General features: G+C 38.4%; 26 protein-coding genes and 1 tRNA gene. 1 reads left to right on the forward strand and 26 read right to left on the reverse strand.

Annotated elements, in window-relative coordinates:
• Nucleotide 1 precedes the first annotated feature (1 nt).
• From tsaD to recG, 20 genes are all read right to left on the reverse strand, one after another.
• A complete protein-coding gene (gene tsaD / locus DW000_RS02370) occupies nt 2-1033 on the reverse strand; it encodes a tRNA (adenosine(37)-N6)-threonylcarbamoyltransferase complex transferase subunit TsaD (protein WP_120054831.1) in 1032 nt (343 codons plus the stop codon).
• The gene (gene rimI, locus DW000_RS02375) at nt 1030-1479 is read right to left on the reverse strand and encodes a ribosomal protein S18-alanine N-acetyltransferase (RefSeq protein ID WP_120054832.1); all 450 of its coding nucleotides are present in this window, start codon (nt 1477-1479) and stop codon (nt 1030-1032) included. The genes tsaD and rimI overlap by 4 nt, the downstream gene beginning before the upstream one ends.
• Nucleotides 1479-2237: a tRNA (adenosine(37)-N6)-threonylcarbamoyltransferase complex dimerization subunit type 1 TsaB gene (gene tsaB / locus DW000_RS02380; RefSeq protein WP_120054833.1), complete on the reverse strand. Its 759-nt coding sequence runs from the start codon at nt 2235-2237 to the stop codon at nt 1479-1481. The genes rimI and tsaB overlap by 1 nt, the downstream gene beginning before the upstream one ends.
• The gene (gene tsaE / locus DW000_RS02385) at nt 2221-2715 is read right to left on the reverse strand and encodes a tRNA (adenosine(37)-N6)-threonylcarbamoyltransferase complex ATPase subunit type 1 TsaE (RefSeq protein WP_120054834.1); all 495 of its coding nucleotides are present in this window, start codon (nt 2713-2715) and stop codon (nt 2221-2223) included. The genes tsaB and tsaE overlap by 17 nt, the downstream gene beginning before the upstream one ends.
• A complete protein-coding gene (thiL, locus tag DW000_RS02390; protein WP_120054835.1) occupies nt 2705-3685 on the reverse strand; it encodes a thiamine-phosphate kinase in 981 nt (326 codons plus the stop codon). Before thiL ends, tsaE begins: the two co-directional genes overlap by 11 nt.
• A gap of 112 nt (nt 3686-3797) precedes the next feature.
• A complete protein-coding gene (locus tag DW000_RS02395) occupies nt 3798-4358 on the reverse strand; it encodes a GerMN domain-containing protein (protein WP_120054836.1) in 561 nt (186 codons plus the stop codon).
• Between the two features lie 3 nt (nt 4359-4361).
• The gene (locus DW000_RS02400) at nt 4362-5459 is read right to left on the reverse strand and encodes an N-acetylmuramoyl-L-alanine amidase (protein WP_120054837.1); all 1098 of its coding nucleotides are present in this window, start codon (nt 5457-5459) and stop codon (nt 4362-4364) included.
• 244 nt (nt 5460-5703) lie between these two features.
• On the reverse strand, nt 5704-6648 hold the full coding sequence (locus DW000_RS02405) for a ComEC/Rec2 family competence protein (protein ID WP_120054838.1): 945 nt from the start codon (nt 6646-6648) through the stop codon (nt 5704-5706).
• On the reverse strand, nt 6645-8222 hold the full coding sequence (locus DW000_RS02410) for an NAD(P)H-hydrate dehydratase (RefSeq protein ID WP_120054839.1): 1578 nt from the start codon (nt 8220-8222) through the stop codon (nt 6645-6647). Before DW000_RS02410 ends, DW000_RS02405 begins: the two co-directional genes overlap by 4 nt.
• Before the next feature lies 1 nt (nt 8223).
• Entirely contained in the window at nt 8224-8595 is a 372-nt protein-coding gene (gene acpS, locus DW000_RS02415) for a holo-ACP synthase (RefSeq protein WP_120054840.1), read from the reverse strand.
• A gap of 68 nt (nt 8596-8663) precedes the next feature.
• The gene (locus tag DW000_RS02420; protein WP_120054841.1) at nt 8664-9455 is read right to left on the reverse strand and encodes a hypothetical protein; all 792 of its coding nucleotides are present in this window, start codon (nt 9453-9455) and stop codon (nt 8664-8666) included.
• A 94-nt stretch (nt 9456-9549) separates the two neighbouring features.
• Nucleotides 9550-9633 (reverse strand) — tRNA-Leu (locus DW000_RS02425).
• A gap of 54 nt (nt 9634-9687) precedes the next feature.
• Nucleotides 9688-10449, reverse strand: a complete 762-nt coding sequence (gene surE / locus DW000_RS02430; protein ID WP_120054842.1) for a 5'/3'-nucleotidase SurE — start codon at nt 10447-10449, stop codon at nt 9688-9690.
• A 17-nt stretch (nt 10450-10466) separates the two neighbouring features.
• Nucleotides 10467-11729: a glycosyltransferase family 2 protein gene (locus tag DW000_RS02435; RefSeq protein ID WP_120054843.1), complete on the reverse strand. Its 1263-nt coding sequence runs from the start codon at nt 11727-11729 to the stop codon at nt 10467-10469.
• A gap of 19 nt (nt 11730-11748) precedes the next feature.
• Nucleotides 11749-12420: a CDP-diacylglycerol--serine O-phosphatidyltransferase gene (pssA, locus tag DW000_RS02440; RefSeq protein ID WP_120054844.1), complete on the reverse strand. Its 672-nt coding sequence runs from the start codon at nt 12418-12420 to the stop codon at nt 11749-11751.
• Nucleotides 12413-13054 carry a phosphatidylserine decarboxylase family protein gene (locus DW000_RS02445; RefSeq protein ID WP_120054845.1) on the reverse strand — a complete coding sequence of 214 codons (642 nt, stop codon included), beginning with the start codon at nt 13052-13054 and terminating at the stop codon, nt 12413-12415. Before DW000_RS02445 ends, pssA begins: the two co-directional genes overlap by 8 nt.
• A 14-nt stretch (nt 13055-13068) precedes the next feature.
• Complete coding sequence (locus DW000_RS02450) at nt 13069-13791, reverse strand: WecB/TagA/CpsF family glycosyltransferase (protein ID WP_012864466.1); 723 nt, start codon at nt 13789-13791, stop codon at nt 13069-13071.
• A gap of 15 nt (nt 13792-13806) precedes the next feature.
• Complete coding sequence (guaB, locus tag DW000_RS02455) at nt 13807-15261, reverse strand: IMP dehydrogenase (RefSeq protein ID WP_004696085.1); 1455 nt, start codon at nt 15259-15261, stop codon at nt 13807-13809.
• Between the two features lie 76 nt (nt 15262-15337).
• On the reverse strand, nt 15338-15523 hold the full coding sequence (locus DW000_RS02460; RefSeq protein WP_004696087.1) for a 4-oxalocrotonate tautomerase: 186 nt from the start codon (nt 15521-15523) through the stop codon (nt 15338-15340).
• A 130-nt stretch (nt 15524-15653) separates the two neighbouring features.
• Nucleotides 15654-17696: an ATP-dependent DNA helicase RecG gene (recG, locus tag DW000_RS02465; RefSeq protein ID WP_077708490.1), complete on the reverse strand. Its 2043-nt coding sequence runs from the start codon at nt 17694-17696 to the stop codon at nt 15654-15656.
• Between the two features lie 223 nt (nt 17697-17919).
• On the opposite strand from recG, the gene rpmB reads away from it, so the two are divergent.
• A complete protein-coding gene (rpmB, locus tag DW000_RS02470; RefSeq protein WP_008601135.1) occupies nt 17920-18108 on the forward strand; it encodes a 50S ribosomal protein L28 in 189 nt (62 codons plus the stop codon).
• An 85-nt stretch (nt 18109-18193) separates the two neighbouring features.
• Here the strand turns inward: rpmB and DW000_RS02475 are convergent, their stop codons facing one another.
• From DW000_RS02475 to tyrS, 6 genes are all read right to left on the reverse strand, one after another.
• The gene (locus tag DW000_RS02475) at nt 18194-19183 is read right to left on the reverse strand and encodes a deoxyguanosinetriphosphate triphosphohydrolase (protein WP_120054846.1); all 990 of its coding nucleotides are present in this window, start codon (nt 19181-19183) and stop codon (nt 18194-18196) included.
• Nucleotides 19180-20001: a pyruvate, water dikinase regulatory protein gene (locus DW000_RS02480; protein ID WP_008601139.1), complete on the reverse strand. Its 822-nt coding sequence runs from the start codon at nt 19999-20001 to the stop codon at nt 19180-19182. The genes DW000_RS02475 and DW000_RS02480 overlap by 4 nt, the downstream gene beginning before the upstream one ends.
• Before the next feature lie 10 nt (nt 20002-20011).
• Nucleotides 20012-20641, reverse strand: coding sequence for a helix-turn-helix transcriptional regulator (locus DW000_RS02485; RefSeq protein ID WP_243624513.1), 630 nt, complete (start codon nt 20639-20641; stop codon nt 20012-20014).
• 98 nt (nt 20642-20739) lie between these two features.
• Complete coding sequence (gene ppsA, locus DW000_RS02490; protein WP_120054848.1) at nt 20740-23121, reverse strand: phosphoenolpyruvate synthase; 2382 nt, start codon at nt 23119-23121, stop codon at nt 20740-20742.
• Nucleotides 23122-23198: 77 nt separating this feature from the next.
• Nucleotides 23199-23840, reverse strand: a complete 642-nt coding sequence (locus DW000_RS02495; protein WP_005386328.1) for a CoA pyrophosphatase — start codon at nt 23838-23840, stop codon at nt 23199-23201.
• 239 nt (nt 23841-24079) lie between these two features.
• A complete protein-coding gene (gene tyrS / locus DW000_RS02500; protein WP_005386327.1) occupies nt 24080-25288 on the reverse strand; it encodes a tyrosine--tRNA ligase in 1209 nt (402 codons plus the stop codon).
• Nucleotides 25289-25379 lie beyond the last annotated feature (91 nt).

Genomic DNA, 25379 nt, shown 5'->3' on the forward strand with positions numbered 1-25379 from the left:
ATTAATCCTCTTTCCAAGATACGTAACCAATTTCAACACTGGGCTTAGCATTTAGTGTTAAATCGGCAAATTTTCCAGCCTGTGCCATATAATAAGCTCGACAACCGATCATGGCCGCATTGTCAGTAGACAAAATTTTATGCGGTTTGTAATAAGTAAAACCTTCTTTTTCGCACATAGCTTCTAACGCTTTTTGTAAGCCTTTATTAGCTGATACACCGCCAGCGATGGTAATGCGACTTTCACCTAATGTATGTGCGGCATCTCTCGTCTTTTCTACTAACACATCAACAATGGCCTTTTGGAATGATGCGGCCACATCAGCTTGATTGATAGACTCATTCTTTTGTTGCTTACTATTTAAATAGTTCAGAACAGCGGATTTTAATCCACTAAAGCTAAATTCAAAATTACCAGGTTCACTTAAAGCCTTTGGAAATTCAATAGCCTCTGGATTCCCTTCGGTAGCAAGCGCATCAATATGAGGTCCACCTGGATAAGGGAATCCCATAACCCGTGCAATCTTATCAAAAGCCTCTCCAGCTGCGTCGTCACGTGTCTGTCCAAGAATATCAAATTCTTCATATCCTTTTACATGAACTAGCATTGTATGTCCGCCAGATACAACAAGACTCAGAAATGGTGGTTCTAATTCAGGATTTGCTAAAAAATTAGCAAAGATATGACCTTCCATGTGGTGGACTGGCACCAAGGGAATACCTGTAGCAAAAGATAAACCTTTTGCAGCAGCTACACCAACTAATAAGGCCCCTACAAGACCGGGACCATACGTTACACCAATATGATCGATATCTTGTAAAGTCACATTTGCATCACGTAATGCTTGGTCTATAACGGGTATTACTTGTTCTATGTGATGACGTGATGCAATTTCAGGTACAACGCCACCAAATTTTCTATGTATTGGCACTTGGCTTGAAATAACATTAGACAAAACAATACGCCCGTCCTTAAGGACAGAAGCAGAGGTTTCGTCACAGCTACTTTCCAAGGCTAATGTGTATATACTCATTCTATTTCCTCTGAAACGAGAGACATAATATAAGCATCTTCCGTAGGCTCTGAATAATAATCTTTACGAATTCCTTTTACAGAAAATCCTAAATTTCTATACATAGCCAATGCTGCAAGATTAGATATGCGCACCTCTAAGAAAATTTCTTTCATACCTCTCGTAAGACATTCATCTATTAATTGTTTTGTAAGTTTTGATCCATATCCCTTACCTCGTGCGGAAGGAATAATGGCGATATTCGTAATTTGACCTTCATCGTATACGAGCCAAACACCTGCGTATCCAACAATTTGGTTCTCCTCACAAATTACCATATATAATTTATTTGATGCCCCTTCTAACTCACCAAAAACAGAATCTAAACTCCAAGGAACAGAAAAAGACTGCTGTTCAATAGCATAAATAGCTTGAGCATCATCTATGGTAGCTAAACGAATCTCCATTATTCTGCTCCTGCTGCCTCAGTAACTACAACTGTGGGATTTTGGTTCAACATTTCAGGATTATTTTTATGGCGTTCTTCCCATAACACTTCTGCTTCTGAGCGTCGAATATAATAAGGAACCATATCCATAGGGTCAGAACTCTCTTCAGAGACTACCAATCTATGGCCAGCCAGTAATAGAGAACTAGCTTTTGGAATACGTTGCGATATATCTAAAATCGTTAAATTTGTATCACTTTCATCGAGTAGCTTCTCTATTCGCTTGACGCCATCCCCAAGAAATACTACATGTTCTTCAGATGCTCGGAGTCGATCTAATAAATCATTAGCAGCAATGACAAAAGGTTCCTCTTTGCAGACTAATTCATTACCATCATATTTGTAGATACTTGCATAGACATGTTTTTTTTGAGCATCAATAACGGTACAAATCGTGCGGTCCGTATAAACTACATTACGAGCTAAACTGTCCATAGTCATTACGCCATATAAAGGAATTTGTAAGGCATAAGCCATAGCTTTAGCTGTCCCCATACCGATCCGTAAACCCGTAAAAGAACCAGGCCCAATGCTGACCATAATACCTTTTAATTCACTTTTTTCAACTTGAGAGGCTCGTAATAGCATATCAATATGAGGTACCAACTGCTCAGAATGAGTCAATCCAGCTTGAATGGTCAATTCCCCAATTAGGCAACTTTCATCCATTAAAGCCACACTCGACACGAGTGAGCTCGTCTCAATTCCCAACCACATATGGGCCTCCTATTTCTTCTAAATCATCCGCTGTAAGGTAATCACTAGCTAATGTAATGGAACGGCTTGTATCGTCAATGCGCGTTAAATAAATCCATAACGTTTCATCAGGTAACTCAAGAGGGAATTTATCGGCCCATTCTACAATGGATACGCATTCTTCTGTATATTCATAGAAGCCAATATTTTCCAGTTCACTAACATCTTCCAAGCGATATACGTCAAAATGATATAAATGAGTTCTATTCACATCATAGGTATTCATGATAGCAAAGGTGGGACTTGTAATTTCTTCAGTAACTCCAAAGCCCTTTGCAATACCTTGCGACAAATGTGTTTTCCCTGTCCCCAAGTCACCAATTAAGGCTATACAAAGAGAATCCCCATTACGTTTAATCCATTCGCCTAATAGTTGGCCAAATTGTTGTGTATCTTCTACTGTATGAGTCTCTAATTGGACCTGAACCTTATCCTTCATGAAAATGATTATATCCTTTCGCTTCTATGGCCTTAATCGTTTTATCGGATGTTACCATTTGAACCCGAGGAGGGCCAGATAAAACTTCTCCAATCAACGTAATGCCTGCTAACTTTTCCAATTCCGAAAGTAATGATTTTGGTGCTGTAAAGACTAACTGAAAGTCTTCACCACCATATAAAGCATAATCTACTGGATTAGTTTGTAAATGCTTAGCTAATGCGTAAGTCTCCTCATGTAGAGGAATTGCTTGTTCTTCGATTACAATGGATACATTACTAGCTGCAGCAATTTCATTCAATTCACTACCTAGTCCATCGCTAATGTCATTCATACTATGGATACCAAGCAGTCGCAATTTTTGCCCCAATTCAATCTGTGGTTCAGGACGTTGATGCCCCACTTTGGTCATATCATAGCCTACTAAATTATATGATAACGCACCTAACCCTGTAGCTGCATAGCCTACATAGTTTGTAAGACCAACAACGTCTCCTACTTTCGCACCACTTCGCATAACCGCAGTACCTTTAGGAACCTCTCCGATAATTGTTACGGTCCAAACCATGGGGCCTTCCGTACGTACCGTATCTCCACCCAATATATTGAGTTGATACCGCATACATTGATCTTTAATTCCCCTATAAATTTCATCAAGAATTGCTGTATCAATATGGTCTGGTACAGCAAGAGATAATACAATTTGTCTAGGAATGCCACCCATAGCCGCAACATCACTCAAATTAGCCGTCATAAGGCGATACCCTACATCATAGGGCTTCATATAGTGAAAGCTAAAATGAATACCTTCTACCATTGTGTCAGTGCTTATCAATTGCTCTGTATTTTGTTCAGTTTTATAAATAGCGCAATCATCACCAATACCGTACACTACGGTATTAGGGTTGTAAATCGTGTTATTTTGAATTTGACGAATGAAATTAAATTCCCCAACATCTTTTAATTGCATCTGATCACCTAGTTTCCTATTATTACTTATTGTATTGTAACATATATAAAAGACAACAAAAATAGCAGATAGTTGATATATCAACTATCTGCTATAAATGTTCCTAAAGGAATTATTTTTTAATTAGATTCGTCATTCTCTTAACAGGTTCTTTAGTATCAAAGGAGCCTACAGTTGGAACCTTTTTACCATTATTGACGAATAGAACACCATTAATATTATCAAAGGATGTCAATGTATTTACAATGGCAGCCATTTGTAACTTAACAGTTAAATCTCCTCCATTACCCTTTATGAATGCATCATTTACTTCAACAGAAGCAATGCCATCTTTTACAGTAACAGATGTAATTTCAATATCCTTAGAGAACACTGGATATTTTTGTGCTCTATCGGCATTTAACATCGCTAAAAGAGCTGCTTTAGGCGTAACTTTATTCGCCTCTATCTCAACGGTAGTTTGTTTTACTCCAGAACCATCCTCTGTAGGAACAAAGAAGGCCATCTTAACTTTTTCTTGAGATACTTTACTTGTTTCTGCATCCTTATTGACTTTCGTCTCTTGCGTAGGTTCACTTTTACCTGTTGTAGGAGCTTGTTCATGTGTACAACCCACTACAAATGCCAGCATACCTACACAGAGAATCGATAGAACTTGTTTACGTAATTTCATCGATTAACCTCCAAAGTAATTAGCAATACCATTTGCAATGCGGTTAGCAAAGTCTTCTTGAGTTTGAGGAGATTGTAGCACACGTTCCTCATTAGGGTTAGAAATAAAACCAAGCTCTACAAGAATTGCAGGCATATTAGAATGTCTCAACACGTATAAGTTACCTTCTTGAATGCCACGATCACCATTGAAACCAGGTGTGTTAGCAATTTGAGATTGTACCTTTTGCGCTAATCGAGCATCGTTACCGGTTTTGCTATAGTAATATGTTGCAATACCACCAACGCTAGGATTATTAAATGCGTTGATATGAACGCTTACAAGAGCATCAGAATTGCTACGGTTAGCCACGTTAACACGAGCCCCCAATTCATCAACACCACTTGCATTAGGGCCATATACATCTACATCAGTAGTACGAGTCATAAGCACTTTAGCACCACGATTTTCTAAAGATTTTTTCAAATACATAGAAATCGGTAGTGTAATGTTTTTCTCTTGTACACCGTGAGGTCCAATAGCACCTGAATCACTACCACCATGTCCTGGGTCAATAGTAATTGTTTTACCAGATAAACCGCCACTAGTAGAGTATTTACCAGATTCTGTAGATACATTTTTTGCTGGATGCGCAGATTGAGATGGCTTTTTACCATAGTAAGCGGGCTTAGCTGCAACACCTTTTTTCTGAACATCAACAACGATACGATACGGTTTCTTATTAACCGTATCTTTTTTCAAGGAAAAAACCTTTACATCACTAGTATCAATAGATGAAGGTGTCTTGATTGTTACTTTAACATCTCTGCCATCTTGTGAAAGTTTAGCAGAGCTAGCAATAGCCGAGTCCATAGAAATGTTCTCTTTAGCCGTCTTTAGCTTTGTATTTTTTAAAGTAACAGTCGTAGTTTTCCCATCTTTGCTAATTGATGCAGACGCCTTTATAGGTGCCGATAAGTCCATAACAATACGAACATACGGTACAGGTGCATCTGTTCTAGTCACCCATCGAGCATCTTCTAAATTAGCTGCCTTTGCTTGCGTCAATAATAAAGGTATTGCCATCAAGACTGCAAGGCACATAAAAAATAGTTTACGCAATACATTCACTCCAATCTAACTGACATACATAGTGTCCAAACCATAGAGATGAGTCGATGATATTTTTATCTATCAAAATCTCATCGTTCCAATCTATCCATAAACTAATGTTAGATTATAAATAGATTATTTCATACAAACATGAAGATTAGTATGCCGATTACACATATTACTATATAAAGACCTTATTCAGAATACACAAAAAACAGTTTCATAAAATTATTTTTTGTATAAGTAATCAAAACTAACGTTCAGTTGTAATTTGCCATTCATTCCCATCCGTACTAATATGAATACGACCCATCGTATCTGTACGGTAAATAGCAATATTATTTTCCTGTAAACGACGTAATGTCACATCGTGAGGATGACCATACTTATTATACATGCCATTTGAAATTAATGCACTTTCAGGCTTAATAGATTTCAAAAAATCTTCAGAGCTACTTGTACGAGAACCGTGATGACCTACCTTAAGAATACGAGAAAACAATCTAGAATTCTGCTCTTTTATAAGTTTTTTCTCTTCTTGTAATTCAGCATCACCCGTAAAGAGCATAGAAAAATTACCGAAGATTAATTTACCTACAATAGAATTATTATTAAAATCTGTCTCTCCTTTTTTATCAGTCAAAGGCTCAACCCAAGGAGCATATACTACAAAGACAGCACCATGTCCAAAATCAACTACATCTCCACTTCTCAAAGTAGTTCGTTGAATTTTATTTTTCTCAATCCATTTTTCATAGGTTTTGTACATATTATTATCAACAGCAATACCATCATCATATACATGTTCAATAGGCATAGCCTTTGCAATAGCATAAAAACCACCCATATGATCAGCATGAGGATGCGTGATAATAATATTTTTTAACTTTGTTACACCCATAGTTTTAAGTTGAGCTACAATATTTTCACGATGTTCTATGTCACCAGTATCGATCATGCTATACTCATCGCCTACCTTAAGTAATATAGCATCCCCCTGACCAATATCTAGCATATATACATCTAGCTTACCTTCAGGGACAGTCGTTTTAGTATCGATAGAGTAAGCCCCATTAGCATTAGTAGTTACTTGATTTGCTGCGTTTGCTACATCATTATTTGTGCATCCTGCAATGGCGAAGATAGGAATACATAATACTAGCAAGAAAGCTATAAAGCGTTGTATTATATTTGTCATTCATAATCTCCCAAAAATTCACTAATAACACAGCCTAAAGTAGTACTGACATCACTCGGAGTATAACCCCAACTCTTTGTTTCATTCAGAATATCTGCACTACGACTATGTACATATACACCTAGAACAGCACTATCTTGTAGTGAATAACCCTGACTTATAAAACCAGCAATTACACCAGTCAGCACATCGCCCATACCGCCAGTCCCCATGCCCGCATTACCGATAGTATTTACATACACTGTTCCATCAGGTAATGCCACAATTGAAGGAATTCCTTTTAGTACAAGAATAACTTGATGAGCCTTAGAAAATTCTCTAGCCAACGTAATATAATGACGCTCAATCCATTTAATAGGTAAATCAATAAGTCTACTAAATTCACCTAAATGAGGTGTCATGACACAATATGGAAGTTCTCTTTCTACTGCATATGCAGACTCAATATCACCATCTCGCAAAATATCTTTATCAATACAACCAACATGTCCCAATGCATACAAAGCATCAGCATCTAGTACTAATGCTCCTTCGTAAGCATCTAAAATATGATCTACTAAATCACAATTTTCATGGGTGCGACCTAACCCCGGTCCCATAGCAACAACTTGGCGACAATCAAAAAGTTCTTTATTATTCTCTGTAGAAGTAACCATCACCTCAGGTATGACACGACTTTGTACAACCTGCTTGATTATTTGAGGCACGGCCAATGTTACCTTACCAGCACCGCTATGAACTGCCGCTTCAGCAGCTAAAATAGGGGCACCTATCATATCATTTGAACCACCAATAATTAAAGTATTTCCATTAACGCCTTTATGCGCCATTGGTGTACGATAGTTGATAATTTTTTCTGCTAAATCAAAATCAATGGTTATTGTTCTAACACGTTCACCCAGTACCTGCTGCCAAGGAGCACCCAATGGAGCAACCACTGAGGTTCCTCCTATAACCTTTCCTGGATATAATAACAAACCTTGTTTGATTGCCCCAAAAGTAACAGTATAATCATAGGTCAGTGTGCCTTCCGCTACTTGACCAGTAGTAGCATCCAAACCCGCAGGTACATCAATAGCCCACAAATCAAAATTATACTGACTACGCATAGTATCAATATCATGCAATATATCGATGGTCAAGTCTCTTAATTTTCCAGTTAAACCTGTTCCCAGGATACCTTCCACAGCGATAGCTACATTGGACCAATCATTGAATTCATCATACATATTGATGATACAACCCATAGCTTCACAGCGCTCTAGTTGCACTGCAAAAAGATTACTACACTTGTTTGTATCTCCTACTAGTGCAATTTGTACTGATACACCTTGCTCCATCAAATGACGAGCCGCTACAAGGCCATCTGCCCCATTATTACCCGTACCACATATGAATAAAACAAAACTATTTATGGAACGACCATTATTCAGGGAAAACAAATCGTATTCTCCCCATAAGGCATCTACGATACCACGCCCAGCATTTTCCATGAGGATTTCTAAAGAAACTCCTAATTGCTTAGGAACCTCTTGATCTATAAATCGAGCATCTTCAGTTGTTAAAATATTCATCTTATGCTCCTTCAAGTATGACTGTACTCATTGCATAATCCTTGCAATGACTAATAGACACATGAATATCAGTATAGCCTGATGTTTCGTAAATATCTTTGAAAATATCTTGTAAGCGAATTAAGGGTGCTCCCCACTCATCATGGTAAATTTCTATATCTTGCCATGATCCATAACGCATCCCTGTTCCCAAAGCTTTAATAAAAGCCTCTTTTGCAGCATATATACCTGCAAAGGATTCGTAACACCCTTTATTCCTACTTTTACAATATTCAATCTCATGAATCGTATAAATACGCTCTTGAAATGAGCTTGATTTTTCTATAGCTTGACGGATACGATCAATCTCTATAATATCATTCCCTAATTTCATAATAGCTCCTAAAATACCCTAACACTATTATTATACACTCATAAAGGTGATAAAAACATAAGTAATATCTAGACATTTACCGAAAATGGTAAGCTAGACAAACTATAAATTTCAACTTTACCTTTACGATTAACCGCCATATACATTTGACCATTTCGACAATCCATGTCTTCTACTTCCATTCCAGAAGCATAAGGGCTAATATTTTTAACAACTCCCTCTTCATCGACATATACAAAGGTTGTCAAAGTTGTAAATAAAGTATTTCCATTAGATGCGTAAGCACCGTTATTATTTAAGTTTGTATGATTAGCATTAATTTTATAAGAACGAATACGATTAAAATTAGAGTCGTAATAATTAATTGTCCGTTCAGAGTTTGTTAAAGGCACAATTGATACATATTCATCGCGTACTTTATCATATGCAAAATTAAAAACTTTCTCTTTTAGTTTAATAGGCGCTTCAACAATCATGCTATCCGCTTCAATAGGAGTAAGGTTATATCCATCTACAACAGCATTTGTTGTATAATAGCGATTATTGACAGAATTATAAGTTAAGGTATTCATATGACCTAATAAACTTTTATGACTATACTCATATTTCGCAACAACAGTAAAGGTTTTAGGGTTAATTTCATAAATGATTTGCTTTGTATTATCAGAATTAATACAAGCTAAAACAAAAACGTCTTTTTTAGAATTATAACAAAATCCTTGACACTGATTTACAGATCCATCTAATGGTATTTCTGCCAAGCGAGATAATGGCAATGGCATCTGTACAGCGCTAACCTGTTGAGTAAGTTTAGGAATATCAAAGATATTTGTAATATAATCAATTACACCTTGATCCATACTGTCACCTCATAAAATTAATAATGTATATTATGGTATATAAATTCATAAATATAAAAATAGGCGGTAAGACAAAAGTCTTACCGCCTAATGTTGGTGCCGGAGGTGGGACTTGAACCCACACGGTGTTACCCGCTTGATTTTGAGTCAAGTGCGTCTGCCATTCCGCCACTCCGGCGTATCGGAACATTTGTTATTATACAGACATCCCTAAGCAATGTCAACATATTTTTTATATTTCATCTAAAATATTTTGAACCGTTTTCATATCTGTATCACATTGTTGTTTCCATGTAAGTGCGACACCTGTAATATAACCTTTACGGGCAAATTCTACATCGGTAGGAACACTTTCAGCACCATAGTCTAGCTCGCCAGCTAACCAATAATAATCCTGTCCTCTTGAATTGATGCGAGCTTCGATAATATTACTATAGGTTTGTAAGCCTTGGCTCACCATTTTAAAATGGTCCCAATCACATGTGCCACGTAATGGGAAGTTCACATTTAGTAAACCGCTAAACTGGCCCGCCACATAAATTTTCTCAATCAATTCATGTATAAATGGATGCATCTCGTCTCCCCGTTCAACAGAATACCTCTCAACAGATAATGCTAAACCAGGAATACCATAGAAACAACTTTCCATAGCTGCCGAAACAGTGCCGGAATACAATACATCAGAGCCTAAATTAAACCCATGATTAATGCCAGAAATTACAAGATCTGGCATATCATCAGTCAATAAATAACTAAGACCGAACTTCATGCAATCGGACGGCGTTCCCGTTAGAGCATAAAGGCGAGGATTTTCATCCTCGCCATTGTAAGCATCTAGTTTCAATGGAACCTCGGTCGTCAATGCATGGGATTTAGCACTTTGCTCATTAGCAGGTGCTACAACGGTAATTCTATAATATTGACTTAAATACGATGCAAGATGACGTAAACCATCTGCTAAAATACCATCGTCATTACACATTAAAATATGCATAGTCACTCCTATAGATTCTATTTTTCATTCTTATTCATATTGCCCATACGTGTTAATTTAACATCATCTAATCCCACGGCTCTCGTATGGACTGTATGAGACCATACCTTATTATGACGGCGGAACCAACCTAGGATATTTACTGGAATCCAAGAATATACGAATAATGGATATAGTAAATAATAGAACCAAATCTTTGGTGGTACCTTGATTTTCAATAATACGATTAACGGGAATAAGTATTGCCCCACACCTATAATTGTCCACACAGACATAGGCATAATTTGATATAAAATATTTGTATAGATTGGAGTATACGCATTGATGTAAGACAGTACCAAATATATAGTTGTTAACAACAAGAAATAAGGTTGACTCACTTGGAAGATACCATCCAAAATCATGATATTCCCTGTTTTGATACCAATAGCAAATAATTTAGGAATATATCGACCCGCACAGTCAAATTGCCCCTGAGCCCACCGTAAACGTTGTCTGCAAGAAGCCATCATAGTTGTAACCTTTTCATCGTATACGATAGCATCATGCCCCCAACAAGTACGGATACCATGAGTTAATAGCTTCATGGAAAATTCCATATCTTCGGTTAAGCTATTGCAATCCCAACCGTATTCGCGAATAATAGATGTACGAATACACATGCCTGTACCACCTAAAGCCGTAGATAAACCAAGACGATATTTTGCTAAATGCCACATATGGTTAACCATCCAAAAGGCGATGGAGAACGTACCTGCAACCCAAGAGTCAGTTGGATTTTTAGAGTTCAAGTAACCTTGAATTACAGACTCACCTTTTTCAAGATGATCATTCATTTCTAACATAAATTGAGGGTGTACTAAATTATCGGCATCAAAAATTAGGAATGCATCATATTTCCGATCCATTTGTTCTACCCGATCAAACATCCACCCCATGGCATAACCTTTACCTATTTCTTGTTTATTTTCACGTACATGTACATTAGCGCCAGCAGCACTTGCTACTTTCGCAGTCTTATCTGTACAGTTATCGGCAACTACAAAAATATCATATAGATCATCTGGATAGTCTAGGCCACGTAAGTTTTTAACTAACTCACCAACAACGGCTTCCTCATTGTGAGCACATACAACGATGGCAAAGGAATTTTTAGGGGTATAGTTTTTATGTACTCGCGACCGCCACATACCAACAACGGCGAGTATAAAATAATAAACCGTATATATAACGATTATTACCTGCATAGGGATCAGTAATAGATCCAGTAGGTAATTCATACTATTCTCCTCCACACATCTATTTACGTACTATATTTAAAGCTCCATTAATGAGCCCAAACATCACATAGCCTGCAAAAATCATAACAGCCAAGGTATGCCAATCATACACGAGACAAGCTATAACAAAGATGGCTGTAAGTACAATAGAAAGTTTATTGATATAAATCGCACTTTTACCTTTAAAGTCAGGATATTTAATTTCACTAACCATTAGGAAACCTACACCAATCATGCAAAATACCAATACGAATTGAGGTACTGATACTCCACACAATACATAAGTCGCTGCTAAGCAACCTGCGGCTGGAATTGGTAAACCTTCAAAATAGCCATGAACTTCGTCAGTTTTAATATTAAAACGCGCTAAACGAAATGCACCAAGTACTGCAAAAGCTAGTAATGGCACATATGCAACCCAACCTAAACCGTACAATTCTTTCATATAGAGCATGTAAGCAGGTGCTACACCGAATCCCACTACATCAGACAAAGAATCTAATTCACGGCCCATTGGACCGGCAACGTCTAAGGCTCTTGCTACGCGACCATCTAAGCCATCTGCTACTAGGGATAACAATATACATATAGCAGCACAGAAAGTATTACCCGTAGCAGATAAGGTGATACCAAGAACACCAAAGGCTAAATTTGCACTTGTAAATAAATTTGGGATAATAGATTTATTCATGTCGTAACCTCCCGATAATAGTGTCACCGCCTGTAATATGTTGACCTTTTTCCACGAACAGCTCTACATCCTTATCCATATAGAGCTCAGTACAGGAACCGAATTTAATCATCCCGTACAACTGACCGCGTTCAAGTACACTATCTAGGTCTGTCCAAGATACGATACGTCTTGCTAAAAGACCCGCAATTTGCGTTACTAATACGGAAGTACGATCATTTTCAATACAAATAGTATGACGTTCATTTTCAAAACCTACATCATCTTTAAAAGCAGGTAGGAAACTACCCATCGTATAGTGACGATATGTAATTTTACCATCAATAGGCGCACGATTAGCATGCACATCAAAAACAGATAAGAAAATAGTTACTTTTTTACATTCTTTGTGTAAGTAAATATCTTCGTATACATCAGAAATATCCATGATTTTACCGTCCGCCGGAGATAAAATCAAATCTGGATCTTGAGGGATTACACGTTTAGGATTTCTAAAGAAATTGACGAAAAATAATGCCAGAATAAATGAAATAATCGCAATTACATAATGTCCTAAATATCCTAACACCACAGTGATAATGAGCATAGCTCCTATCAGAGGAAACCCTTCCTTAATTATTGGTCCTGTAGGCACGATTCAACACTCCTCTATTTATTTCTAATAACGGTCCACATAAACTTTGGAATAGCCAACATGCGGCCAATCCGTTGAGGTTCTAAATATAATCGATACAACCATTCAAGTCGATTTTGTTGCATCCATTCTGGGGCCCGAGGAATATTACCTGCCAAGACATCAAAGGAACCACCAATTCCGATGGCAACTACGCCATCGAGGTGACTCAACTTTTCTGCAATCCATTGTTCTTGCTTTGGCACACCTAAGGCAACAAATACCAATTTTGCCTTAGAATCAGCTATAGATTTAATGATTTCTTGTTCCTCTGCACTATCAAAGAATCCGTCATGAATTCCTGCTATATTTAATACACCTACCTGAGCAGATACATTATCAATCGCTCGTTGAGCAACACCTGGTGCCGCCCCCAAGCAGTATACAGGAATTTGATGAGTCGCCGCAACTTTAAACAATTCCTTAGTTACGTCTACGCCTGTTACACGTTCAGGCACATGTTCGCCTTGACGCTCTGCAGCCCACAAAATGCCAGCCCCATCGGGAACGACGAGACTAGCATTATTCAATATGGAGTGCAATGTAGGATTTTCATTAGCCAACATAACCATTTCTGCATTAGCCGTTGCTACTAAATGTAGCCCCGGCTGTTCAGTTAATTGTAAAATACGTTGGACTGCCTCATCCATTGTGACACAATCGATAGGCACAGATAAAACAGAAATACGTTTATTCAATGTAATACTCCATTATCAACCACTATAATTTGGTGCTTCAACGGTAATGCTTACATCATGCGGATGACTTTCTTTCAAACCAGCAGCTGTAATTTGAATGAATTGAGTGTTTTCAATCATTTCTTGGATGTTATGACATCCGCAATACCCCATACTTGCGCGCAAGCCACCAACCATTTGGAAAATTGTATCGGCCAACATACCTTTATATGGTACTCGACCTTCTATACCTTCAGGAACTAATTTCTTAGCTTCTGTTTGGAAATATCGATCTTTACTACCAAGTTTCATAGCCCCTAAACTACCCATGCCACGGTATACTTTATAAGAACGGCCTTGATAGATTACTGTTTCTCCAGGGCTTTCATCAGTACCGGCTAAAATATTGCCCATCATAACTACATTAGCACCAGCCGCAATAGCTTTAGCAATATCTCCAGAATATTTAATCCCCCCATCAGCAATGATAGGAACTCCATAGCGACGCCCCACTTGAGCAGACTCATAGACTGCTGTGATTTGAGGTACCCCAATGCCAGCAATGACACGAGTTGTACAAATAGACCCAGGTCCTATACCAACCTTAACTGCATCAGCTCCAGCTTCGATAAGAGCCTCAGTGCCTGCTGCAGTTGCCACATTACCTGCAATTACAGGAATGTGAGGATACGCTTGTTTAATGTCCTTCAACGTACGAAGAACACCTGCAGAATGCCCATGGGCAGTATCAACAATAATTACGTCAGCTTTAGCAGATACAAGCGCATCAAGTCTATCATACAAATCTTGAGAAACACCTACTGCAGCACCAACTAATAATCGGCCACTACCATCCTTTGCTGCATTTGGATATTTAGTCGCTTTTTCAATATCTTTAATCGTAATTAAGCCTTTTAAGTTACCGTCGCCATCTACAAGAGGTAATTTTTCAATACGATGTTCGCTTAAGATAGCTTTCGCCGCTTCAAGAGATGTACCTTCCGGTGCAGTAACTAGGGAATCTTTTGTCATACATTCCCCAATTTGTCGGCTTAAATCAGTTTCAAAACGCATATCGCGATTTGTAATGATCCCTACTAGTTTACCATGTTCTGTGATAGGTACACCAGAAATTTTATATTTTTCCATAAGTTCTGCTGCATCGGATAGTAAATTTTGAGGGCTTAAGAAAATAGGATCAACGATAACACCGTGTTCAGAGCGTTTTACCTTGTCAACTTCATGAGCTTGCTCTTCAATAGACATATTTTTGTGGATAACGCCAAGACCTCCTTCACGAGCCATAGCAATCGCCATCCGTGATTCAGTAACCGTATCCATCCCAGAACTAATCATAGGAATATTTAATGTAATGTCACGAGTTAATTGAGTTTTTAACTCTACTTGATTAGGCAGTATATCAGAAGCTGCTGGTATTAATAATACATCATCAAAAGTTAGTCCACGCATACCGAATTTATCGTCTCTCATATTTCTTTCCTTTCCGTATAATAAAACAAAACTACGACCCGCCTAGTCCCTATGGACTAGGCGGTCAGTCGTAGCCTTAGCGTTCAGACCGCAAAATGCCGCCTTCCATATAATCGTCTTTTTTCATATCTACGAAGATAACTTTTACTGCATCAGCAGGAACATTTACGATATCAACCGCAGCCTTTGTAATTGCTTCACCTAATTGTTTCTTTTGTTCTTTTGTACGCCCTTCGACGAGCTCTACATGAATAATTGGCATATTAACCTCCATAGATGAAAAATGAAATAAATTGTTTGTTCTATTATACGGTATGAAGGACATATAGACAAGGAAAAAGCCAGATAAAATCTAATATTATCGATGCTTATATACTTATTAATCCTACCTCTTAATTATACAATATTCTTAGAAATTTTTCACCAAATCTTTTTTCTAATTCTTCTTTCATGATAGATTCTAATTTTTCTATTCCGAATTGATTTGCAAAATCTAGTACATCCTTGCGAGCCTCTACTAAAATTTCAATATCTTTGATAATATTAGCAACGCGTAAATCTGGCAGCCCCGATTGAGCTAATCCAAATAATTGACCAGATCCGCGAAGCAATAAATCTTGCTCTGCAAGCTCAAATCCATCCTGGATTTGTTCCATCAACTTTAAGCGCTCTTGACTTACATCATTTTTAGAATCACTAACAAGAATGCAATAGGACTGATGAGCGCCACGACCTACACGGCCCCGCAGCTGATGTAGCTGAGATAGACCAAATCGCTCTGCCCCTTCAACGCACATAATGGTCGCATTTGGCACATTAACCCCCACTTCGATAACTGTTGTAGAAACAAGTAATGAAATTTCACCCCTATAGAAGGCATTCATCACTTCATCTTTTTCACTCGGCTTCATACGACCGTGAACGAGGCCCACTTCATAGGCCTTATAAAAGTACTCTTTTAATTCTAGATACAATTCCTCAGCGGCTTGCAAGTCTAATTTTTCGGATTCTTCTACAAGAGGGCACACCACGTAGACCTGACGCCCCTCTGCCATTTCCTTACAAAAGAAAGTGCGTAATCTCTCTTTATAAGAACTATCTACAGCATATGTTTTAACAGGTTTTCGCCCTGGTGGCATTTCTTTAATTAAAGATACTGCTAAATCTCCATATACGGATAATGTCATGGTACGAGGGATTGGTGTAGCCGTCATGATAAGTACATGAGGATATGTTCCCTTCTGTTGCAATCTCGCCCGTTGATCTACGCCAAAGCGATGTTGCTCATCGACGATAACAAGGCCTAGATTATGAAAATTAACCCCCTCTTGAATAAGAGCATGGGTTCCAATAATCATATGAATTGTTCCATCAGCTAAGCCTTCATAGATGCGTTCTTTTTCCTTTTTCGTGGAGGATCCAGTTAATAGTTCTATAGTAATACCTAAATTAGCACATACAGTTTGTATCCCTTCATAATGTTGAGCCGCTAAAATCTCCGTAGGAGCCATAATTGCCCCCTGATACCCATTTTCGATGGCTTTTAATAAACTCAGGGTAGCCACAACGGTTTTACCAGAGCCTACATCACCTTGCAACAACCTTTGCATAGGTCGTTCGTCTTCCATATCGATACGAATATCCTCTAATGCTCGTTGTTGATCACCTGTTAAGGAAAACGGTAAATTCTCTATACACTGAGCCATTAGTTCCCCATTTGGTCCCATTTTAGGCCCTCTATGGCATTGTTCTTTATTTCGCAACAAAGCTAAACCAGCTTGCATGACGAACAACTCTTCATAGGCCAATTGATAACGAGCCTTTTCATAGAGCTCTGAGGAGTCTGGGAAATGCATCATCTTAAAAGCATCATAGCGACTCATATAATGATGATCATCACGAACCTCCACAGGTAAAATCTCTGGTAATTCATGGTTAGCTGCGAACCAATTACGTACAGTTGAACGAACCACAAACTGAGATACCCCATCAGCAAGCGCGTAAATAGGAACGATACCTCGATCTGGTTCACCACCGTCTCCTAAGTTTTCCATTTGCGGTGTATTCATTTGCATGGAACCATATTGAAACTCAGCCTTACCATATGCATATATACGTTGTCCTTTTTTGTAAAAGTTTTTTTTATACCCTTGATTAAACAAAACAATCTTCAAAGGACCTGTGCCATCTGCAATGACTACCTCTAAAATAGACAATCGAGGGCGAGGGCGTTTCTCTTGTACAGCAATAACAGTACCTACGATACCACCTGTCATACCTGATTTTAAATCACCAATTCTATAAATCGTACGCCGGTCTTCATAGGTTCTGGGAAAGTAAGTCAATAAGGATGTAACATTGGTAATTCCCAATTTATGCAATTGTTTCTCACGACCAGGACCAATTCCCTTTATAGTCGTCAATCGTTCATCCATAAGAACTCCTTTAAATATACGATAAACACATGAGATATATCCAATTTTTGTATATCCTTGTGTAAAAGTCCATTTATATCTTAGAATATGATATATAGTATACCTTATATTGTAGTATATTTCATAAAAAGAGCAATATGTACGACAAAAATACTTGCTTTAAGCTATTCTTTATGATAATATACTTTTGTTATGTTATAGATTAAGCTTGGAGGTGGAAACTATGGCAAACCTTTGCGAAGTATGTGGTAAATCCACATCTAGTGGTATGAACGTGAGTCATTCTCACATTCGCACAAGAAAAACTTGGAAACCGAACATTCAAAGAGTACGGGCGGTTGTAGACGGTGCTACAAAAAAAGTAAACGTATGCACTCGCTGCCTTCGTTCTAATAAAGTTACACGCGCGTAAAATAAAAAGTACATGTACTCTTTGGGGTTCTAGAGCCCCAAAAAAAGCAGTTAGTTCATTTTGAACTAACTGCTTTTTTTGTTATTTATAATGTAATATTTGGAATATAATATTGCTTAAATAACTTAATAGCATATTGATCTGTTAAGCCTGCTACATAATCAACTACATCACGTGTAGAGTAAAACGCTTTACCTGTTTCACAACCTTCCATATCATCAGGGTGTTCCATGAAGTGAGTAAATAGATTTTTTACCACATGGGATGCCTTTTTGCGATCCGGAATTAAAGCTGGTGCCAAATATACATGTTTAAACATAAATTGACGGAATAGATTCATCGTCATTTCCACATCAGCAGACATAGATATAGCTGGCTTATCCAAGGATTCGCGTACCATATCCTCTACCATTGCAGTAATCATACTGGATGGAGTCATACCAAAATGTTCGCGCACTTCAAAAGGCAGCTCCTCTGCCGTCAACATACCTGCTCGCTGTGCATCATCAAAATCATGGCACAAATACGCAATACGGTCTACAATACGAATAATTTGACCCTCTAAAGTCACAGGAATTATAGCTCCTGTGTGACCTACGATGCCATCTCGAACAGCGGTGGTTAAATTGAGTCCTTGATGATCACCATGTCTTTCTAATACCTCAACCATGCGTAAACTTTGCTCATTATGATTAAAGTGCCCCACCATATCTCGCAATGCATATTCACCTACATGACCAAATGGTGTATGTCCCACATCATGACCCATGGCAATAGCTTCCACAAGGTCTTCATTTAAACGTAATGCACGAGCCACAGTACGACCGATTTGACCTACCTCAAGGGTATGAGTCATGCGTGTCCGATAATGGTCACCTGGCGCAATATATACCTGTGTCTTATGCTTTAACCGTCTAAAACATTTACTATGAATGATGCGATCCCGATCGCGTTGAAACGCGGTTCTAAGTGGATCAGGCTTTTCTTCTATATCACGGATTGCATCGCGGCTTTTAGCTGCATAGGGAGACAGAAGCAAAGCCTCCCTCTCCTCTATTTGTTCACGTATATTCATTTACCCTCCGACGCGCGATTTTTATCAATCAATTGCATGACAAGGGAAGCTGTTTCTTCAATGGATTTATTAGAAACATCTAACACTTGGCAGTGCAAACGACGCATAATAGCCTTTGCATAATCCAATTCAGATTGAATACGCTCAATAGATGCATAATTTGCTTCGTCTTCAAGACCGATAGCGCGTAAACGTTCACTACGAATATTATTTAATTTGTATGGATCTATAATAAGGCCCACGATTTTTTTTGCCGGAATCTTGAACAATTCCTCTGGCAACGGTACCTCTGGAACTAGTGGCAAATTTGCGGCTTTAATCTTTTTGTACGCCAAGAACATGGACAATGGTGTCTTACTAGTTCTAGATACACCAATAATAACTATATCAGCCTTTTCAAAACCAGATGGATTTTTACCATCGTCATATTTCACGGCAAACTCAATAGCTTCAACCTTTTTAAAATACTCTTGGTCGAGCTTATGAACCATACCTGCTGTCATACGAGGTTTAGTAGTCGCGATAGTACCAACTGCATCGAGAACAGGGCCCATGATATCCACAGCCGGAATATTATATTCAGCCACCTTCTCATGCAAATACTTACGTAAAGACGCAGACACAATGGTATGGCAAATAACATGATTTCCACGTTTTGCGTCGTCTATGACCTCATCAATTTGGCTTTCACTATCAATATAGGGAACGCGAACGATTTCAATTTGCTCCTTATCATATTGACTCGCCGTAGCTCTCGCTACAGCCTCGGCAGTTTCCCCTAGGGAATCCGATATTGCATAAATAATTTTTTCTGCCATTCTATCAACCTCAGTGTATGCTACATTCTAAAAATACTTTTGCTACCGTCGTTTTTGATACACGGCCCACAACCTTTAAACGTTTCTTGTTACCCACATCCTCACGAACGACGACAGGTAAACAATCTACTTCATAATCTATCATTTTCTGTGCAGCCTCTACCAAAGTATCGGTAGGCTCCACCGCTATAACCTTGCTTACAGGGGTCATAATCATAGATATAGGCATGGTATGCGAATCTGTTTGTCCCATAGAGGCGCGTAATAAATCTTTTCGAGATACCACACCTACTAGGTATGAGCCATCACACACTAATATGGTACCTACATCCTCTGTAAATAATGTGACAATTGTATCATACAAACTCGTATCCCCATTGACCACAACTGCTTGAGATAATACATCACTTACCAGAAATGACTTTAATCGCTCAGCCGTTTGTGTTTCCTTTGAAAGTCCTACATAGTAATAGCCTACGTTTGGACGTGCATCTAACACACCTAACATGGTCAATACAGATAAATCTGAGCGCAACGCAGATCTTGTGACCTCTAAATGTTCAGCAATGGCACTACCTGTTACAGGACCTTCTTCGCGAACGATTTGAGCAATTTGTTCTTGTCGTTTCGACAGTTTCACACGGTAACCCCCTTTCATCTCTGTTTGTATTATATCCTAAGTTACCATTCAGAAAAAGAGGAGACCCACAGGTCTCCTCTTTCACTATAACTATATTATTACCAAATTAGTTCGTCAGATTCTTGACGACCACGACCAGTCATAGCATCGAGCATAATTCGTTGTTCGATTTGAGCCACCATTTTCTTAGTATTAACTACTGCATCTGGGTTAACAGAAATGGAGTCGATACCGCTCTTCACAAGGAATTCGCAAAGTTCAGGGTATACGCTTGGCGCTTGGCCACAGATAGATACAGTTTTACCATCTTTATGGGCCACCTCAATGAGGTGACGAATTGCTCTGCGAACTGCTAAATTACGTTCATCATAGATATGTTGAACTGTTTCGTTATCGCGATCACAACCGAGTACAAGCATAGTCAAATCGTTAGAACCGATAGAATAACCATCTACATATTTATTAAATTGATCAGCTAAGATAATATTGGATGGGATCTCAGCCATGAGCCATACTTTAAAGTCTTTGCTGCGTGCAAGACCTTCTTGAGCCATTAAGTTAGTTACTAATTCAGCTTCTTCCACAGTACGGCAGAATGGAATCATAACTTGTAGATTTTTGAAACCAAATTCATTGCGAACTTTTTTGATTGCTTCTAATTCTAATTTGAAAGCAGGTGTGTACTTAGGATCATAGTAGCGAGATGCGCCACGCCAACCAAGTAATGCACTGGATTCATGTGGTTCATATTTATCGCCACCTTTAAGGTCACGGTATTCACTAGATTTGAAGTCGCTCAAACGAACTACTACTTGGCGAGGGGCTAATGCTTGGCATACTTTGCGCATACCTTCCGCCAATGTATTTACAGCAAAGTCACTGCGCCCTGTTTCGATAAGGTGCAATGGATGTTCATGAATAAAGGTTGTCCAAATGAACTCTTCACGCATGAGGCCGATGCCATCACATGGTAGTACACCATATTTTTGGGCCAAATCAGGATCGCCTAGATTCATATAAATCTTAGTGCCTGTTACAGGTACATATTCAGCTGCTGCCCCTGTAGAAACTTGAGCTTCAGGCTTTTTAACGATATCTTCTAATACGCCATCATATACGATACCATTTGTAGCATCAACGGTAATCATTTGACCATCTTTAATAGAGGTAGTCGCTTCATGACTACGACTCTTAGTACCTACGATACAAGGAATACCAAGCTCACGGCTAACGATAGACGCATGACAAGTCATACCACCAGCGTCAGTAACAATTGCTTTTGCCTTTTTCATGGCTGGCACCCAATCAGGAGCTGTCATAGCTGTAACAAGGATTTCGCCTTCTTTGAACTCATCGATATCCTCAGGATTGATGATAACGTGAGCTTTACCTGCTGCATTACCAGGGGATGCTGGCAAACCTTTTACAATAATATCGCGATTACCTGCATCTAATGTACTAGCTTTTTCGGACGTTTTTGATTTTTCTTTGCGGGACCAAACTGTTTCTGGACGAGCTTGCAAGATCCAAATCTTGTCATTGCGTTCATCTACGCCCCATTCCATATCCATGTAGCAACCATAATGCTTTTCAATTGCTTTTGCATATTCTGCAAGTTCCAAAACTTGAGCATCTGTAATAACTTGTTGTTTTGCTTCGTCAGCTGGAACCACTTCTTCAACACAGTCACCATCGGCTTTACGAACAAGGCGGACATGTTTATCGTTAATCATACGGTCCGTAATTTCCATCTTTTCTTTATCCACACGGAAATTATCTGGTGTAACCGTACCTTGTACAACATATTCACCAAGACCCCAAGAGCCTTCAATAAGAATATTGTTATCATTGCCTGTTACAAGATCAACAGTAAACATTACGCCAGCCGCTTTAGAGAATACCATCATTTGAACCGCAGCACTCAATGCTACTGTCATATGATCGAAGCCTTGTTTTACACGATAATATGTTGCACGATCTGTGAATGTAGATGCATAGCATTCTTTTACTTTTTCGATAATTACGTCAGCACCGCGTACATTTAAATACGTATCTTGTTGACCTGCGAAGCTTGCATCTGGCAAATCTTCTGCTGTTGCACTAGAACGAACAGCTACAAACGGATTTTCTTCGTTCACTTTTTTACCAAGTTCTTCATAAGCATGACGGATAGCATCTGCCAAGTCTTTTGGCATTTCTTCCTGACAAATCATGCGGCGAATCTTAGCACACACTTCGCGCAATAATGCAGAATTTTCTACATCATCTAAAGCATCAAGTTCAGCCCGGATTTTATCTTCCAAACCTGTAGCTTTCATAAACTCACGATAACCATGAGCAGTTGTTGCAAAGCCATAAGGTACAGGTACATTAGTGGAGGATGTCAATTCCCCTAAAGAAGAAGACTTGCCACCTACTAAATTAACATCTTCACGTTGTAATTCATCAAACCAAAGTACGTATGCTGTTTCGCGATTCATGTGAGAACCTCCTAGATTAATTAGTGCAACACATTAAACCTTTTACACATAAATAGTATACCTTAATTTACAATCTGTCAATTTATATGAGGATTATTATGCAAATCTATCTCCCTATATATATCTAAAAAGTTCTTCAGTACTCGCCCAGTTAGCCCCCATATGGTGTATTGTTTATAAGGATAGAAATAAACGGAGTAGTTTTGTCTGATTTTCCAGTCAATGTTGTAGCCTTCTAATAAATGGAACGGAAAGTCTCTTAACGGTTTCGTCCCAATGTCTAGATGACCTACCGTTGGCTCCATGTCTAATAGATATTGTAATGGAACTGTGAATACCTCTCCTACTTCGTCTGGATTTGGTTTCAAATCGCTTGTATGCAGGCGCACGGCTACGGCATATAGCTTGACACCTATCGCAGATACTAAGCAGTCTAAATTGCCCAGAAGTTCAATTTGATCTAAATCGATACCCAGTTCCTCAGAGCATTCACGCATGGCAGCATGGGCACCACTTTTATCATTAGGCTCACAATGTCCACCAGGAAAACTGATTTCACCTGGTTGACGGCGTAGCTTATTACTGCGCACAGTAAATACTACATGATCTTCCCCATCGATTTCTAATAATGGTACAGCTACTGCCGCAGTTATAACATCAATATCGGTAAGAACAGTATGTTCTCGTTGTTCTAAAAAGTTGCTTAGTTCTTTGTCCATATATAGTCCTCTTACTTTATAGATACTATACGATATCTCTATAAATCTTTTATGTGTCAAATTTGTATTTTATATTTGTATCTGTATTTAAATTTGAATTTATATTTTACTTTCATTATACATGAACTTGTAAGTCATTTTTTGCTTTACAAACAACAGATTTAGTAGATAAATAATCTTATAGACCAAATAGACATAAAAAAACTGTGATGAGGTTTCTATCTCATCACAGTTTTATATTAGTTAAATTTAATTTTTACAAATTTACGTTTACCAACTTGAACGATCATGCCGTCTTCAAGGGTAAGGTTTTCTTCTGTATATTTTTCACCATTGACTTTGAAAGCACCAGCTTTAATGGATCGACGTGCTTCACCATTAGAAGCAGTCAAACCAGCATCTGTACAGAATTGTGGTACAAAGATTGGTTCTGTTGGCGCATCCATAGCGCATTCAGGAATATCTGTAGGCAATGCGCGTTGTTGGAATACACGTTTGAATTCCTCTTCTGCCTCAAGAGCAGCCTCTTCACCATGGTACAAACGAACGATGGTACGAGCTAATTGCATTTTAGCGTCACGTGGATGTAATTCACCACTTTCAAGACGTTTTTCCATGTCCTCTTGTTCTTCAATTGGCATATCTGTAACGAGCATGAAGTAGCGCATCATCAATTCATCAGGAATAGACATTGCTTTACCGTACATTTCTTTAGGTTCTTCGTCGATACCGATGTAATTGCCTAAAGATTTACTCATTTTTTGAACACCGTCAAGGCCTTCAAGCAATGGCATTGTGATAACAACTTGAGGTTCTTGACCTTCTAATTCTTGTAAATGACGGCCCATTAACAAGTTGAAAGTTTGGTCTGTACCACCAAATTCAACGTCAGCATGTAATGCTACAGAATCTTGACCTTGCATCAATGGATACATAAACTCATGAACACCAATAGCACGACCTTCTTTAAAGCGTTTATTGAAATCATCGCGTTCCATCATACGTGCTACAGTATAAGAGCTTGCCAAACGTAGAACATCCGCAAAGTTCATAGATTCTAGCCATTCACTATTGTCGCGGACGATCGTTTTTTCAGGATCTAACACTTTGAAGATTTGTGTTTTATAGGTTTCAGCATTTTTCAATACTTCTTCTTTTGTAAGTGGTGGACGAGTTACACTTTTACCAGTAGGATCACCAATACGCGCAGTGAAACCGCCGATAACGATCACTACTTGATGACCAAATTCTTGGAACAAACGTAGTTTACGAAGTGGTACTGTATGGCCTAAATGAATATCTGGCGCTGTTGGGTCCAAACCTAATTTTACAACTAAAGGTTTATTTTCCTTAATAGATTTTTCTATTTTCTTTACAAGATCTTGTTCATTAATTAAATCTGCTACGCCGTGTTTAATTTGGCGCACTTGTTCTTGAGCACTAACCATGATAATCCTCCTCGAAATACTATTGTTTTAGTATACCATTATCTAAAAACTTTCACAATTATATATATAGTATTGGTTTTAAGCCATATAT

Source organism: Veillonella sp. AF36-20BH (genome assembly GCF_003602765.1).
Lineage (GTDB): Bacteria > Bacillota > Negativicutes > Veillonellales > Veillonellaceae > Veillonella > Veillonella hominis.

What these genes read in the sequence shown, in the direction of transcription:
- tsaD (WP_120054831.1), bottom strand. Translation starts at nt 1,033, where the DNA reads ATGAGTATATACACATTAGCCTTGGAAAGTAGCTGTGACGAAACCTCT.
- rimI (WP_120054832.1), bottom strand. Translation starts at nt 1,479, where the DNA reads ATGGAGATTCGTTTAGCTACCATAGATGATGCTCAAGCTATTTATGCT.
- tsaB (WP_120054833.1), bottom strand. Translation starts at nt 2,237, where the DNA reads ATGTGGTTGGGAATTGAGACGAGCTCACTCGTGTCGAGTGTGGCTTTA.
- tsaE (WP_120054834.1), bottom strand. Translation starts at nt 2,715, where the DNA reads ATGAAGGATAAGGTTCAGGTCCAATTAGAGACTCATACAGTAGAAGAT.
- thiL (WP_120054835.1), bottom strand. Translation starts at nt 3,685, where the DNA reads ATGCAATTAAAAGATGTTGGGGAATTTAATTTCATTCGTCAAATTCAA.
- DW000_RS02395 (WP_120054836.1), bottom strand. Translation starts at nt 4,358, where the DNA reads ATGAAATTACGTAAACAAGTTCTATCGATTCTCTGTGTAGGTATGCTG.
- DW000_RS02405 (WP_120054838.1), bottom strand. Translation starts at nt 6,648, where the DNA reads ATGACAAATATAATACAACGCTTTATAGCTTTCTTGCTAGTATTATGT.
- DW000_RS02410 (WP_120054839.1), bottom strand. Translation starts at nt 8,222, where the DNA reads ATGAATATTTTAACAACTGAAGATGCTCGATTTATAGATCAAGAGGTT.
- acpS (WP_120054840.1), bottom strand. Translation starts at nt 8,595, where the DNA reads ATGAAATTAGGGAATGATATTATAGAGATTGATCGTATCCGTCAAGCT.
- DW000_RS02420 (WP_120054841.1), bottom strand. Translation starts at nt 9,455, where the DNA reads ATGGATCAAGGTGTAATTGATTATATTACAAATATCTTTGATATTCCT.
- surE (WP_120054842.1), bottom strand. Translation starts at nt 10,449, where the DNA reads ATGCATATTTTAATGTGTAATGACGATGGTATTTTAGCAGATGGTTTA.
- DW000_RS02435 (WP_120054843.1), bottom strand. Translation starts at nt 11,729, where the DNA reads ATGAATTACCTACTGGATCTATTACTGATCCCTATGCAGGTAATAATC.
- pssA (WP_120054844.1), bottom strand. Translation starts at nt 12,420, where the DNA reads ATGAATAAATCTATTATCCCAAATTTATTTACAAGTGCAAATTTAGCC.
- guaB (WP_004696085.1), bottom strand. Translation starts at nt 15,261, where the DNA reads ATGAGAGACGATAAATTCGGTATGCGTGGACTAACTTTTGATGATGTA.
- DW000_RS02460 (WP_004696087.1), bottom strand. Translation starts at nt 15,523, where the DNA reads ATGCCAATTATTCATGTAGAGCTCGTCGAAGGGCGTACAAAAGAACAA.
- recG (WP_077708490.1), bottom strand. Translation starts at nt 17,696, where the DNA reads ATGGATGAACGATTGACGACTATAAAGGGAATTGGTCCTGGTCGTGAG.
- rpmB (WP_008601135.1), top strand. Translation starts at nt 17,920, where the DNA reads ATGGCAAACCTTTGCGAAGTATGTGGTAAATCCACATCTAGTGGTATG.
- DW000_RS02475 (WP_120054846.1), bottom strand. Translation starts at nt 19,183, where the DNA reads ATGAATATACGTGAACAAATAGAGGAGAGGGAGGCTTTGCTTCTGTCT.
- DW000_RS02480 (WP_008601139.1), bottom strand. Translation starts at nt 20,001, where the DNA reads ATGGCAGAAAAAATTATTTATGCAATATCGGATTCCCTAGGGGAAACT.
- ppsA (WP_120054848.1), bottom strand. Translation starts at nt 23,121, where the DNA reads ATGAATCGCGAAACAGCATACGTACTTTGGTTTGATGAATTACAACGT.
- DW000_RS02495 (WP_005386328.1), bottom strand. Translation starts at nt 23,840, where the DNA reads ATGGACAAAGAACTAAGCAACTTTTTAGAACAACGAGAACATACTGTT.
- tyrS (WP_005386327.1), bottom strand. Translation starts at nt 25,288, where the DNA reads ATGGTTAGTGCTCAAGAACAAGTGCGCCAAATTAAACACGGCGTAGCA.